11 protein-coding genes are annotated in these 13499 nt (G+C 71.5%); 5 read left to right on the top strand and 6 right to left on the bottom strand.

Annotation, left to right across the window (positions count from 1 at the left end):
• The first annotated feature begins 68 nt into the window (after positions 1-68).
• The 3 genes from AB0J87_RS08505 to AB0J87_RS08495 are packed head-to-tail and all read left to right on the top strand — an operon-like array spanning position 69 to position 2472.
• Positions 69-296, top strand: a complete 228-nt coding sequence (locus AB0J87_RS08505; RefSeq protein WP_363963486.1) for a hypothetical protein — start codon at positions 69-71, stop codon at positions 294-296.
• On the top strand, positions 293-793 hold the full coding sequence (locus AB0J87_RS08500; protein ID WP_350728948.1) for a PH domain-containing protein: 501 nt from the start codon (positions 293-295) through the stop codon (positions 791-793). Before AB0J87_RS08505 ends, AB0J87_RS08500 begins: the two co-directional genes overlap by 4 nt.
• Positions 790-2472: a PH domain-containing protein gene (locus AB0J87_RS08495; RefSeq protein WP_363963484.1), complete on the top strand. Its 1683-nt coding sequence runs from the start codon at positions 790-792 to the stop codon at positions 2470-2472. The genes AB0J87_RS08500 and AB0J87_RS08495 overlap by 4 nt, the downstream gene beginning before the upstream one ends.
• 211 nt (positions 2473-2683) lie before the next feature.
• Here AB0J87_RS08495 and AB0J87_RS08490 read toward each other — a convergent pair whose 3' ends face one another.
• The 3 genes from AB0J87_RS08490 to AB0J87_RS08480 form a co-directional block, all read right to left on the bottom strand.
• Positions 2684-4264: a hypothetical protein gene (locus AB0J87_RS08490; RefSeq protein ID WP_363963482.1), complete on the bottom strand. Its 1581-nt coding sequence runs from the start codon at positions 4262-4264 to the stop codon at positions 2684-2686.
• Between the two features lie 141 nt (positions 4265-4405).
• Complete coding sequence (locus AB0J87_RS08485; RefSeq protein WP_363963480.1) at positions 4406-5845, bottom strand: serine/threonine-protein kinase; 1440 nt, start codon at positions 5843-5845, stop codon at positions 4406-4408.
• Positions 5835-7340 (bottom strand): serine/threonine-protein kinase, encoded by a 1506-nt coding sequence (locus tag AB0J87_RS08480; RefSeq protein ID WP_363963478.1) that lies wholly within the window; start codon positions 7338-7340, stop codon positions 5835-5837. The genes AB0J87_RS08485 and AB0J87_RS08480 overlap by 11 nt, the downstream gene beginning before the upstream one ends.
• Before the next feature lie 75 nt (positions 7341-7415).
• Between AB0J87_RS08480 and AB0J87_RS08475 the strand changes: the two genes are divergently transcribed.
• Positions 7416-9140 carry a DEDD exonuclease domain-containing protein gene (locus AB0J87_RS08475; RefSeq protein ID WP_363963476.1) on the top strand — a complete coding sequence of 575 codons (1725 nt, stop codon included), beginning with the start codon at positions 7416-7418 and terminating at the stop codon, positions 9138-9140.
• Between the two features lie 17 nt (positions 9141-9157).
• Complete coding sequence (locus AB0J87_RS08470) at positions 9158-9445, top strand: Lrp/AsnC ligand binding domain-containing protein (RefSeq protein WP_080041188.1); 288 nt, start codon at positions 9158-9160, stop codon at positions 9443-9445.
• Positions 9446-9920: 475 nt separating this feature from the next.
• Here AB0J87_RS08470 and AB0J87_RS08465 read toward each other — a convergent pair whose 3' ends face one another.
• From AB0J87_RS08465 to AB0J87_RS08455, 3 genes are read right to left on the bottom strand one after another with little or no spacing between them, the layout of a single operon-like run.
• Positions 9921-11573, bottom strand: a complete 1653-nt coding sequence (locus AB0J87_RS08465; RefSeq protein ID WP_363963474.1) for a ubiquinol-cytochrome c reductase cytochrome b subunit — start codon at positions 11571-11573, stop codon at positions 9921-9923.
• On the bottom strand, positions 11570-12682 hold the full coding sequence (locus tag AB0J87_RS08460) for a Rieske 2Fe-2S domain-containing protein (protein ID WP_363963472.1): 1113 nt from the start codon (positions 12680-12682) through the stop codon (positions 11570-11572). The genes AB0J87_RS08465 and AB0J87_RS08460 overlap by 4 nt, the downstream gene beginning before the upstream one ends.
• The gene (locus AB0J87_RS08455; RefSeq protein WP_350728936.1) at positions 12679-13488 is read right to left on the bottom strand and encodes a c-type cytochrome; all 810 of its coding nucleotides are present in this window, start codon (positions 13486-13488) and stop codon (positions 12679-12681) included. Before AB0J87_RS08455 ends, AB0J87_RS08460 begins: the two co-directional genes overlap by 4 nt.
• Positions 13489-13499 lie beyond the last annotated feature (11 nt).

The following is a 13499-nucleotide window of genomic DNA, read 5'->3' as shown; positions in this document are numbered from 1 at the left end:
CAAAGTAGCTGCCGCGCGAGACCTACGGCCGACGCGGCCCCCGTGACCCGTGGACGACGCTGGGGACCATGAAAATGGTGCTGACGCTGCTCGGCTGGCTGCTGCTCGTGCAGGGAGTGGGCGGCCTGCTGAACACCCTGTTCGGTTGGTGGCGGTGGGCGCACGACCTGCTCGTGGTCAACCGGCTGCCGTTCCTGGAGGGCTACGAGGTGTTCGCGGCCATCGTGATCGGCGTGCTCGGGTTCGTGCTGCTGGCCGTGGTCGACTCGGGCAAGAACGCGGAGAGCGGCAGGTGAACGCGGGCACGCCGGCCGGGCTGCGGCCGCCGCGCAACCAGGCCGATCCGCGGGCGGTCGCCTGGTGGACGGTGCAGGGGCTGATCCTGTTGGTGCCCGTGGCCGCCGCCGCGGTGGCGGCGTACTGGATCCTCACCTCGCGGCCGGTCTGGCTGGGGGCGTGCGTGGCGCTCTTCGCGGCGGGCTGCGTGGCGCTGGCCGTCCTGGCGCCGCGGGCCACCTACCGGGTGGAGCGCTGGGAGGTCACCGACCAGGCGGTCTACACCCGCAAGGGGTGGCTGACCCACACCTGGCGGGTGGCGCCGATGTCGCGGATCCAGCGGGTCGACACCGCGCGGGGGCCGGTGCAGCGATTGTTCGGGCTGGCTGACGTCACGGTGACCACGGCCTCCTCGGCGGGGGCCATCAAGATCGAGGCGCTGGACCACGCGGTGGCGGCCGAGCTGGCCGAACGCCTCACCGCCCTCACCCAGGCCACGCCGGGGGACGCCACGTGAACGACGACCCCTTTCCTGACGAGGGCTGGCGGCGGCTGGCGGGGCGGAGCCTCCTGGCCTCGGCGGTCAAGTCGCTGGCGATCGTCGCCGGCGTGGTGGCCGGTCTCCTGCGCTTCCTGACGAGCCGGGACTGGCCGATCGGCGGGATCGCGGCGGTCTGCGCGGCGGCCGCGATGCTGGTCGTCTCCGCCGTGGTGGCGTATGACGTGGCCAGGCTCCGTACGACGCGCTGGCGGCTCACCCGGGAACGCCTCGAACTGCGCTCGGGCATCACTCTCCGCCGGCACCGCGCGATCCCGCTCGACCGGGTCCGCAGCGTGAACCTGCGGGCCGACCCGGTGGCGCGGGTGTTCGGCCTGACCGTGGTCAAGGTGGGCACGGGCGAGCACGCGGCCGAGGGGACCGAGCTCGTGCTCGACCCGCTGACCAGGCACGAGGCGGAGTCGCTGCGCCGTACCCTGCTGCGCCAGGACGAGCGGCCCGCCTCCGGCGAGGGGCCGCTGGCGGAGCTGCGCTGGTCGTGGATCCGGTACGCGCCGCTGTCGCTGTGGTCGTTCACGGGGGCCGCGCTGGTGCTCGGGGCGCTCTACAAGGCGCTGAACTCGTTCGGGGCCAAGAGGCTCGTCACAGAGGCGGCCGACGGACTGTGGGACTGGGTGACGGCGCGGCCGCTGGTGGCGGTCCCGCTGATCCTCGCGGTGAACCTGGCCGTCGGCGTCCTGGGCGCCGTCCTGCTGTTCGCCGAGTCGTGGGGACGTTACCGGCTGGAACGCGAGCCCGGCCGCCTCCGCCTCCACCGCGGCCTGCTGACCACCCGGTCCCTGACCCTGGAGGAGCGCAGGCTGCGCGGCGTGGAGATCAGCGAGCCGCTGCTGCTGAGGCTGGGCGGCGGGGCCCGCGTCAAGACCATCGCCACGGGCCTCGGCAAGGCGGACGAGCACGAGACCGAGGACGCCGCCGCCCTCACCCCTCCCCTCCCCCGCGCCATGGCCTGGTCCCTCGCCACCAAGATCGCCAACTCCCCCGCCGCACCACCGGCTCCCGCCATACCCCGGACGGATGCGCTCGGGCATGCCACGCCCATGGACGCGCCCTGGCCGACGGCGGGCGTCACCGGCCACGGCGCGGCCCCGGGCCGGCACCGGGCGACCGAGCGTGACGCGGGCGAAGCCGCCGGACCGGACACCGGCGCGGGCGGGCTGGCGATGGGCGCGCTGGTGCCGCATCCGGCGGCGGCCGGGCGGCGGCGGATCGTGCGGGCGCTGGTGACGGTGGCCGTGCTGGCCGCGAGCGCCGGCCTGGCGTCCTGGCTGCTGCCGTGGCAGTGGTCCCGGGCCGCCGTCTGGGCGATCCCCGCGCTGGCGCTGCCGTTCGGGATGTGGCTGGCCGTGGAGAGCGCCAGAAGCCTCGGCCACGCGCTCGGCCGCCGCCACCTCCTCACGAGGCAGGGCGCGGTGGTACGCAGGACGATCGCGCTCGACCGCAGAGGCGTCTCCGGCTGGACGATCACCGAGTCGTACTTCCAGCGCCGCAGCGGCCTGCTGACCGTCTCCGCCGCCACCGCCGCGGGCAAGGGCCACTACGACGTGGTGGACGTGGACCGCGGCGACGGCCTGGAGCTGGCGGCGCGCGCGGTTCCGGGCCTGCTCGAACCGTTCCTGGTCCGGGAAAAGAAATGAGCCGCGTGATCCCCCTCGGTTTGCCCATGCCCCTGTACTGGACAAACGTGATCGCGCGGCTCAGGTCCTGCAAGACATAAAGGTATTTGTCGCGCTTGCAAGCGGGTTGCAGCTCCATTAACCGTTGACAGGATGATCCGTCAGGGGGATGTTTCCCGCGCGCGGCCGTCACCGAGGAGGGGCGCCACGCCCCTCCTCGACCGGGGTCTGCTCAGCTGCCCGCGGGCTGCTTCGCCAGCTCGGCCATGAACGCCTCGGCCACGGTGACCACGCCGTCCATCGCCTCCTTCTGCGGCATGAACACGACCTTGGGCGAGGTGGCAGGCTCCTTCTCGGGCCGCTGGTGGCCGGAGAAGTCGATCCTGACGACCACCGGGCCCTTGCGCATCAGCACCGTGCCGGTGGACGCGGAGACCTCGCGGCTGTGCCGGTTCTGGATGAACTGCTGGTACGCCTGATCGCCCATCCCCTTGATATCGGTGAGCTTGCCCCAGGAGATGCCGCCGATGGACGACTCCTCGAACTGCTTGTCGCCGCCCCGCTCGCTGGCGTAGTAGCTCACGGCGGCGCCCACGTCGGCGGCGCCCGCCCGGTTGGTGAACCGGTGCACGGTGATCAGGACGCTGCGGATCTTCCTGATCCCCTCGCCCGCGCCGGGCACGTCCAGGTTGAGCCAGCGGCACTCGGTCTGGGCGTCGGAGCCGGCCTCGGTGCCGCGCGCCCTGGTGGTGGGCTCGGGCACGAGCCGCGTGGCCACCTCGGTCACGGCCCCGCACTCTCCGGGGAAGGCCGCCAGGACGGTCGGCGAGGGCTCGGGGCTCGCGCTCGTACTCGTACTCGTGCTCGTGCTCGGCGAGGCGGGGGCCTGCGACGGCTCCGGCTCGGCCAGCACGTTCGGGTGCTGCGCCTGCCAGGCCGCCATGCCCTTGGCGAAGAAGCCGGCCAGCCGGCTCACCTCGCGGATCGCGTTGTCCTCGGTGATCGACTGCGTGGTCTCGCTGGTCAGGATCGCCGCGTCCTTGCGCTGCTGGCCCGCCTGGTACTTGATCTCGACCGTCATGTCGCCGACCCGGGCGTTGGCCTGGCCGTAGGAGTACCACAGCAGCTTGCCGCTGCGGCGCCAGGTGTACTGGGCGTGCGCGGCGTCACCGACGCCCTGGATCTCCTTGATCGGGGAGACGTACTCCTTCTCGTCGGGCTTGAGCGAGGGCTTGGCGGTCGCGGCGTACCTGTCGCCGCCGTAGTCGACCTCGTACGAGTTCTGCGCCATGGACCTGCCGGTCTTGGCGCCGTCGGCCTTGTGCTGTTCGATCCGGACGTCGATCTCCCTGCTGCGCCAGAACTCGCCGAACGAGATGCGCCGGTTCTCCCATTTGCAGGTGAAGGAGACCGTGTAGTCGCCTTCCCTGGAGTCCTTGGTGACGGTCGCGCCGGGCACGAGCCGGTCGGCCTCCTCCGCGGACAGCATGGCGCACACGTCCAGGCCGACGGGCGCCGAGGAGGCGGCCCGCGACGGCCGCTCGCTCTGCGCCGCGGGCGGCTGGGAGGGGCGCGAGACCTTGCTGACCACGAAGTACGCGCCCACCCCGCCCATCGCGACCAGCACCACGATGGCGGCGGCCAGCGTGGGCAGCAGCCAGGCGGGCCGCCGGGGCGGCGGTGGCGGTGGCATCGGAGGCAGCGTCGGTGGCAGGGTCGGTGGCTGGTTGGGCGGCTGGGTGGGCGGCTCGAAGCGCCTGCCCGGCACCTGGTAAGGGGTGGTGGACGGCTCCCACTCGCTGCCGGGGTTCACTGGGACTCCTGGGGTTGCCCTGACTTGCGGGGAAACATGCTAGTCATCCCCCTTGCAAAGTACTTGCAGCACTCCCGCCCATTCTGGCAGCGGCCCCTCCCCGACGGCGCCCACTTCGAACGGCACGGTGCTCCCACGGGCTCACTTCGACAGGGCGGCCGAGACCAGGCGGGCGACGGCGAGGGCGGGTTCCTTGTCCGCCGGGGCGCTGACCGGAACGTTCTCGCGGTGCCAGACCACCTCGCCGAGCACGTTGCTCGTGCGGAAGAGCACCGTGCTGTCGGACCAGCCCGTCGCGTCGCTGTTGATGTAGGCCTTGAAGCTGTTCTGGATGATCGCCGACTCCCCGACCCCCGGGACGTCGGAGACCGAGCCGCGGACCTCGCGCATCACCGTGCCCTCCGCGCCGGTGCGGCCGGTCTTCTCGCTGGCGAAGCGGCGCTGCGCCACCTGGGGGCCGCCGAGATCGCCGTCGGGCCGCTCCGCCCAGGCGCGGACGACGATGCGGCGGCGGCCGTCCTCCCCGCCGTCACGCAGGATCCACTGGCACTCGCCCGGCCGGGTGGCCTCGCGCGACGGCTTGGCCTTCATGATCCGGGCGGCCTGCTCGTCGGTGAGCAGCTTGCAGGGATCGGGCGCCTTGGCGAACCTCCCGGTCTCAGGCCCCTTGCCCAGCGCGCCCGCGGCGTACCAGCCGCCCGCGCCCAGCACCACGGCGGCGGCCAGCACGACGGGCACCAGCCACCGGCGGCGCCGGGGCACGGGGGCGGGCCCGGCCAGGGCGCTCAGCGCCTGGCGGACCTGGGCCGCCGTGGGGCGGGCCGCCGGGTTCTTGGCGAGCATGGCCATGAGCAGGCCGCCGAAGTCGCGGCCCGCCCTGACCGGCAACGGCGGCTCGTGCAGCAGCACCGCCGCCGTCACCGCCGCGGGCAGCGCCCGCTCGAACGGCGCGCGCCCCTCCACCGCGGTGTAGAGGCTGGCGCCGAGCGACCACAGGTCGGACGCCGGGCTGGAGGGCTCCTCGTTGAGCCGCTCGGGCGCCATGTAGCCGGGCGAGCCCGCGCCGCCGAACCTGCCGCCCTGACCGCCCATCGGCGTCGCGATGCCGAAGTCGGTGAGCATGGCGGAGCCGTCGAAGTCGAGCAGGATGTTCGCGGGCTTGACGTCCTGGTGGAGCATCCCGTGGGCGTGGGCGACCTCCAGCGCCGACAGCACGCGCAGCCCGACCGCGGCCACGAACCCGGGCGGCAGCGGCCCCTGATCCTTGATCACCTTGTCCAGCGAGCGGCCGGTGACCAGGTCCATGATGATCCACGGCTGGCCGCCCTCCAGGACGACGTCGTGCACCAGCACGATCGCCGGGTCGCGCAGCCGTCCGGCCGACCTGGCCTCGTGGATCGCCATGTCGGCGAACTCGGCCCGCTCCCGCGGGGTGAGCCCCTCCGGCACGCGTACCTGCTTGGCCGCGACCTGACGGTCGAGGATCTCGTCGATGGCCCGCCACACCGTGCCCGCGCCGCCCTGTCCGAGCCGCTCGATGAGACGGTAGCGGCCGGCCAGCAGATAGAGGTCATCCGGCATTGCGCAACGCCTGCTCGCTCGTCTGCGCCGCTTTCAGCGCCCGCTGCTTGATCTCCTCGTCGGTGGGTTTGTCCCCGAGGGTGGTGAACTGCACGGTGACCACCAGGTTGGCCAGGCGGTAGTAGATCTGGGAGGTGTGCACGCGGCCCGTGGGGCCCTTCAGCTCGAAGCCGAACGCCTCCTCGCCGACGCCGGCGATCTCGCGGACCGGGGTGCGCGTGGCCCGCTGCGAGGTCTTCGCGCCGATCTCGTCCCAGGTCCAGTCGACCGTGCCGGTCCTCGTCCACCAGGTCTTCTGGCCCTTGAAGAGGGCGCCGGCCGTGGCCGGGGTCATCGACCACGGGTCGACGGTGTCGGAGTCCTTCTGCACCTGCAGGCCCACACCCGTGTTGGCGAGCGTCCAGCCGCACTTGGGGCCGTCGCCGTCGGAGCTCGCCTGCGCCTTGGGCGGGCTCTGCGTACGCAGCAGCGCGCCCACCTCCTCCTGGCTGATCAGCTTGCACACGTCCATGGGCACGGTGAACGCGGCCGGCACCGCGCCCGCCCGGTCCCTGAGGACGAGGAAGGCGGTCGCGCCGCCCGCGCCGAGCACGAGCGCCGTCGCCGCGGCGATCCAGATCGCGGCCCTGCCTGGCCGCTTGACCCTGGTCGGCGCGGTCACGTCCTGGTTGACGGGCAGGTGCGGGGCATGCCCGCCGGCGGCCACCTGCCGGAGCGCGGACACGATCACCCGGGGGTCGGGGCGGGCGGCCGGCTGGTGCGCCATCATGGCCGCCAGCAGCGGCCCCAGCGGCCCCGGAGCGGCCGGTACGGGCTCCGTCAGCGTGGCCCGCACCCGCTGGGCCGCCGACCCCCCGTAGGCCGGCGCGCCCGTCAGCGCGACGTAGAGCGTGGCGCCGAGCGACCACACGTCGCTGGCGGGCCCGCCCGGCTCGCCGGCCAGCCGCTCGGGCGCGATGAACCCGGGCGAGCCGATCATCAGCCCCTGCTCGGTGAGCGTGGCCTGGCCCTCCTGCCGGGCGATGCCGAAGTCGGTGAGGACCACCCGCCCGCTCTCGGTCAGGAACACGTTGCCCGGCTTGACGTCGCGGTGCTGCATCCCCAGCGCGTGTGCCGCGATCAGCGCCTCCAGCACGTCGGCGCCGACCCGCGCGGCATGATCGGCCGGCATGGGTCCGAACTCGCGGACCGTCTCACCCAGCGTGCGGCCCCGCAGCAGCTCCATGACGAGCCAGGGCCGCTCCTGCTCGACGACCACGTCGTGCAGGGCCACGATGCCGGGATGGCGCAGCCGCGCCGTGGCCTGCGCCTCGCGCACGGCCCGCATCACCGAGTCGGAGCGCTCCTTGGGCGACATGCCCTCGGCCAGCGTGAGCTCCTTGACCGCCACCTCGCGGTCGAGCATCTCGTCCCTGGCCAGCCACACCTTCCCCATGCCGCCCGCGCCGAGCGGGCGCAACAGGGCATAGCGGCCGGCAAGTCTTCCCGAGGACATACAGGGAAGGGTAACTAAGGATCAAGAGCGGTGGTTATTCGTTCCTGTCGGTCTTCCTCTCTATGGTCTTGGAACGTGGACGCGGTTCAAGGCACTCTCGACGAGCTCGGCACTCCGCTGAGCGAGGTCACTTTCGTCGTTTTCGACCTCGAGACGACCGGCGGCGCCCCGTCCGACGACGCCATCACCGAGATCGGCGCGGTCAAGGTGCGGGCGGGCGAGGTGCTGGGCGAGTTCTCGACGCTGGTCGACCCAGGAGGGCCGATCCCGCCGTTCATCTCGGTGCTGACCGGCATCACCGACGCGATGGTCGTGGCCGCGCCGCGGATCGAGGCGGTGCTGCCGAGCTTCCTGGAGTTCATCCGCGGGGCCACGCTGGTGGCCCACAACGCCGGCTTCGACACCCGCTTCGTCAAGGCCGCCTGCGCCGCCCACGGCTATCCTCCGCCGGCCAATCCGGTCGTCGACACCGTCGACCTGGCCCGCCGCGTGCTGACCCGCGACGAGGTGCCCAACGCCAAGCTGGCGACGCTGGCGAGGTTCTTCCGCAGCTCCACCGAGCCGTGCCACCGTGCCCTGCAGGACGCCAGGGCCACCGTCGAGGTGCTGCACGGGCTGATCGAGCGGGCCGGCTCGTTCCAGGTGCACACGCTCGAGGAGCTCAAGTCGTTCGTCCGCGCCCCCACGCCGGAGCAGCAGCGCAAGCGCCACCTGGCCGAGTCGGTGCCGCACGCCCCCGGCGTCTACTTCTTCGAGGACGAGCGCGGCGAGGTCCTCTACATCGGCAAGAGCACCAACCTGCGCAACCGCGTACGCTCCTACTTCACCGCGGGCGAGACCCGCCCGCGCATCCGCGAGATGATCGGCATCGCCGAGCGGGTGCGCCACGTCGTCTGCGCGACCGCCCTGGAGGCGGAGGTCAGGGAGCTGCGCCTGATCGGCGGCGCCAAGCCGCGCTACAACCGCCGTTCCCGCTTCCCCGAGAAGGTGGTCTGGCTCAAGCTCACCACCGAGGCGTTCCCGCGGCTGTCGATCGTCCGCGAGCTCAAGGACGACGGGGCCACCTACCTCGGCCCGTTCGGCAGTGCCCGGCTGGCCGACGAGGCCCGCATCGCCCTGCACGAGGCGGTCCCCCTGCGCCAGTGCACCCAGCCCGTCACGCTGCGCACCCGGCGGGCGGCCTGCGTGCTCCACGAGATGGGCCGCTGCGGCGCGCCCTGCGAGGGCAAGGAGAGCCAGGAGGAATACGCGCTCCACGCGGAGAGCGCGCGCCGGGCCATGACGCTCGACGCCTCGCTCGTGTTCAGCGCCGTGTCGGCGCGCATGGAGCGGCTGTCGGTGGAGCAGCGCTACGAGGAGGCGTCGGTCGATCGCGACCGGCTGGCGTCCTTCGTCCGTACGGCGGCCCGCATGCAGCGCCTGAGCGCCATCACGCGCATCCCGCAGCTGGTGGCCGCCAGCCCGGCGTTCGGCGGCGGCTGGGACATCCACGTCATCCGGTACGGGCGGCTGGCGGCGGCCGGGGTCATGCCGAAGGGCGCCCATCCGACCCCTTTCGTCGCCTCCCTCACGGCCACCGCCGAGGCGGTCATCCCAGGCGCCGGCCCGATCCACGCGGCCAGCGCCGAGGAGACCGAGTGCATCCTGCGCTGGCTGGAGTCTCCCGGGGTGCGGCTGGTGGAGGTGGAGGGCGAGTGGAGCCTGCCCGCCTGGGGCGCCGCCCGGCACAAGGCCCGCATCGACCTCGCGTACCGCCATCTTGATCAGCCCCGTAATCGGGAGGGGCGACCTTTGAGGTGAAACGATAGAGTTGATGCATGGTCACGGCTATCGTCCACATCAATGCAGAGGTAGACCGGATCCCGGAGGTCGCCCAGACGATCGCCGAGATCCAGGGGGTCAGCGAGGTCTACTCCATCACCGGCGAATACGACCTGCTGGCGATGGTGCGGGTGGCGGCGTACGAGGAGATCGCCGAGGTGGTCCCCGGGCGGATCAACAAGGTGGCCGGGGTGCTGCACACGGAGACGCACATCGCCTTCCGGGCCTACTCCAAGCACGACCTGGACGCCGCCTTCTCCATCGGCTTCCCCGAGGCCGACTGACCCACACGGGCTGACCCACACGGGCTGCCACACACGGGCCGACCCCACACGGGTTACCACACGCGGGCCGACCCACACCGGCCGACCCACACCGGCCGACCCACACCGGCTGCCCCACACCGGCTGCCCCACACGGGCTGACCTCATCGGTCGAGGCGGCCTGCCTGTCGATGCGCCGCCTTGGGACCTCTCGGGCCGAGCGCCCGTGACCGGCGCGACTTCCGGCCCCGACCGCGCCGTCTTCCGGCGAGCCCGCCCCTCGGCCATACCTCCGGCCCGGGGTCCCCCACCGCGTGCGAGCGCCTGTGACGACGCTCCCAGCCCTCCGCCGGGCACGCCCGCGCATCCCAGGCACGGCCCGCTCGCCGGGCGCCCGGCAACGCCCTCTTCCCCGGCAACGAGAACGGGATGAGACGGCGACGGGCCCGGACGAACGTGTCGTCCGGGCCCGCACCGTATGTGGCGAGAGGTGATGTCAGTGCGTGAGGCTTCGGTCTTCCTCGCCACCGGAGCCGATGGCGGCGTGCTCTTCCTCGTGCCCGTGTCCCTCGTCCAGCGGGATCTTCTCCCCGCCGTACGCCTTCGACATGCGAGCGCGCAGCTTGCCGAGCGGACCACGCATGCCCTTCGGCGGGATGCCCGCGGTGTCCTCGGCCACCGGCAGCATCGCCACCGGCTCCTTGCCCCGCATGTGGGCCTCGATGTCGTCCGCCGGCGGCGTGTGGACCTCGATGAACTCACCGTGCGGCAGCCGCTTGATGACGCCCGACTCCACGCCGTGCGACACGACCGCGGCGTCGGAACGCTGCAGGCCGAGGCAGATGCGGTAGGTGATGATGTACGCCAGCGCCGGCGCGACGAAGACCAGCACCCGGCCGGCGTACGTCGTCACGTTGAGGCTGATGTGGAAGTTCGCCGAGATCTCGTCGTTGGCGCCCAGCAGCCAGAGCACGCCGTAGAACGTGATGGCCGACATGCCGATCGAGGTGCGGTGCGGGTTGTTGCGCGGCCGGTCCGCGATGTGGTGCTCGCGGTGGTCGCCCGTCACCCAGCGTTCGAGGAACGGGTAGAGCGCCAGGCCCGTCATGACGATGCCCATCGGCACCAGCGCCGGGATGATCACGCTCAGCGGCAGGGTGCCGGCATGGGAGGTGCCGAAGAGGTTGATCTCCCACGGCACCATGATGCGCAGCGCGCCTTCGAGGAAGCCCATGTAGAAGTCGGGCTGCGAACCCGCTGACACGTCGGCGGGCGTGTAGGGGCCGAACAGCCAGATCGGGTTGATCTGGGTGAACGTCGCCAGACCCGCCACCGTGGCCAGCGTGAACAGGAAGTACGCCCCCGCCTTCGCCATGAAGGCCGGGTAGAACGGCGCGCCGACCACGTTGTGGTTGTTGCGCCCCTTGCCCGGCATCTGCGTGTGCTTCTGCACCCACATGAGCACCATGTGAGCCGAGATGAGCGCCAGCAGGATGCCCGGGATGAGCAGGATGTGCAGCGAGTAGAACCGGGCGACGACATCCTCACCCGGATATTCCCCGCCGAACAGGAAGAACGTGATGTACGTGCCGACCAGCGGCAGCGAGATCGCCACACCCTCGGTGATCCGCAGACCGGCGCCGGAGAGCAGGTCGTCGGGGAGCGAGTAGCCGGTCAGACCCTCGGCGAGCGCCAGCGTCAGCAGCAGCACGCCGATGATCCAGTTGAGCTCGCGCGGCTTGCGGTAGGCGCCCGTGAAGAACACCCGCAGCATGTGGACCATCATGCCGGCCACGAACATCAGGGCCGCCCAGTGGTGCATCTGCCGGATGAGCAGACCACCCCGGACGTCGAAGCTGATCTCCAGCGACGACGCGTAGGCCTCCGACATCATGACGCCCTTGAGCGGCGCGTACGAGCCGTCGTAGGCGACCTCCATCATGCTGGGCTTGAACCAGAACGTCAGGAACGTACCGGTCAGCAGCAGGATGACGAACGAGTAGAGCGCGATCTCACCCAGCAGGAACGACCAGTGGTCCGGGAAGATCTTGCGCAGGTTGCGCTTGAGGAAATTGGCCCCGCCCAGGCGGTCGTCGAGGAATGTCGACGGCCCGGCGATGGCCTTGGGCACGGCGGTCAGATCGCTCATGCCTGGCCTCCCTTCTCCCTGGCCGCGCGCTCGGCGTCACCGCGTTCCCAGTAGCTCGGGCCGACCGGCACCTGGAAGTCGCCCTGGGCGATCAGGTAGCCCTCGGCGTCGACCGTGATCGGCAGCTGCGGCAGCGGCCTGGCGGCCGGACCGAAGATGACCTTCGCGCCGTCGGCCGCGTCGAACGTCGACTGGTGGCAGGGGCAGAGGATGTGGTGGGTGTTCTGCTCGTACAGGGCCGCGGGGCAGCCCACGTGCGTGCAGATCTTGGAGTACGCCACGATCCCGTCGTGCGTCCAGTTCTGCCGGACGCCGCTCTTGAGCTCCTCCGGGCGGAACTTGATCAGGATCAGCGTGGCCTTGGCGAGGGCGTTGAGGTCGTGCTGGTAGCCCTCGGGGACCACCGACAGGATGCCGCCGGGCGAGTTGAAGTCGGCGGCCCGGATGGGCTGGCCGGTGCCCTCGACGACGAGCCTGAGCGGCTTGCCCTCCTTGGTCTTCTCACCCCAGACCGTGTGGCGCAGCAGCTTGTTGAACTTCGCGCCCGGCATCTTGCTGTTGTCGAGGTCGCGCAGCAGCACCACCGGCACGAGGCCGAGGGGCGCGGCGGCCAGCAGCAGCGTGCGGCGCATCAGCTTGCGCTTGACGAAGCCGCTCTCGTTGGCGCCCTGCACGAACGTGTCGGCGACCACCTCGCGGTCCTCCTCGGCGGAGGCCATCGGGTGGCGCTCCTGGACCAGGGAGTACTTCGGCATGATCATGCGTACCCAGATCACGATGCCGATCGCCAGCCCCAGGATCGCCACGGTCAGCGAGGTGCCCAGCGCGAAGTTGGACACTCCGGTCGCCTCGGGGCTGCCGACCTGGAAGACCACGTAGGAGATGATGAACGCGATCGCGGCCAGGAACGTGATCGTGAAGCAGAGCGCCACGATCTTCTCGGCCTTGCGGGCCTTGCTCTCGTCCGGCAGCGTGACGCCGGGGACGTCCTTCTCGACGTCCGTGGCCTCCGCGGTGCCGAGCATCGAGGTGCCCGGCGCGGGGGTGCCGATGACGCGCTTGGGTACGCGCTCATCGGGCTGCTCGATCTCGTGCTCGTTGTCTGTCATGACTTCTGTCGCTTCTTCGCGGTGATCCAGATGGCGGCGAGTGCGAGGACACTGAGGCCTGCGATCCACGCTACGAGACCTTCGGTCACCGGGCCAATGCGCCCGAGGCCGAAACCTCCCGGGTCCTTCTGCGCGCGGACCTGCGTGATGTAGGCGATCATGCTGCGCTTCTCTTCGGGCGTGATGGTCGAGTCATTGAAGACCGGCATCGCCTGCGGGCCGGTGACCATCGCCTCGTAGATCTGGGTGGGGGTCGCCGAGTTGAGGTTGGGGGCGTACTTGCCCTGCGTCAGGGCGCCACCGGCGCCGACCCAGTTGTGACACTGGATGCAGTTGGCGCGGAACAGCTCGCCGCCCTTGCCGGCGTCGCCGAGCTTGGCGTCGACCTGCTCCTGGCCCGGGACCTGCGGGCCGCCGCCGAGCGACTGCACGTAGGCGCCGATCTGCCTGATCTTGGTCTCGTCGACCCAGGGCGCCATCGGCTTGCGCGGCGCCTGCGGACCCGGGTTGGCGGCGGGCATGCGGCCGGTGCCCATCTGGAAGTCGACCGCCGCGGCGCCGACGCCGACGAGCGTGGGCGCCGTCTTGGTGCCCTCCGCGTTCATGCCGTGGCAGCTGGAGCAGTGCTTGACGAACAAGCTCCTGCCCTCGGCCACGTCATCGACCTTGCCTGCCGCCAGTGCCGCGTCGGCAGGCTTACCCGCCTGGACAAAGGCGGCGTATACCATCCCGACCAGCGCCAACGCCAAAATCAGGACGGCATATCTCGCGAGGGGATGCCGCCGCCAAGCGGTGATCCTAGTCACAGAGATCCCGT

Origin of the sequence: Nonomuraea sp. NPDC049625, assembly GCF_040675285.1 — a bacterium.
GTDB lineage: Bacteria > Actinomycetota > Actinomycetes > Streptosporangiales > Streptosporangiaceae > Nonomuraea > Nonomuraea angiospora_A.
Note: the sequence above shows the minus strand (reverse complement) of the source record. Positions and strands in the feature narration are given on the sequence as shown.

Bases quoted from the DNA above. Each gene is read 5' to 3' on its own strand.
- AB0J87_RS08505 (WP_363963486.1), top strand. From the start codon at position 69: ATGAAAATGGTGCTGACGCTGCTCGGCTGGCTGCTGCTCGTGCAGGGA.
- AB0J87_RS08485 (WP_363963480.1), bottom strand. From the start codon at position 5,845: ATGCCGGATGACCTCTATCTGCTGGCCGGCCGCTACCGTCTCATCGAG.
- AB0J87_RS08480 (WP_363963478.1), bottom strand. From the start codon at position 7,340: ATGTCCTCGGGAAGACTTGCCGGCCGCTATGCCCTGTTGCGCCCGCTC.
- AB0J87_RS08470 (WP_080041188.1), top strand. From the start codon at position 9,158: ATGGTCACGGCTATCGTCCACATCAATGCAGAGGTAGACCGGATCCCG.
- AB0J87_RS08465 (WP_363963474.1), bottom strand. From the start codon at position 11,573: ATGAGCGATCTGACCGCCGTGCCCAAGGCCATCGCCGGGCCGTCGACA.
- AB0J87_RS08460 (WP_363963472.1), bottom strand. From the start codon at position 12,682: ATGACAGACAACGAGCACGAGATCGAGCAGCCCGATGAGCGCGTACCC.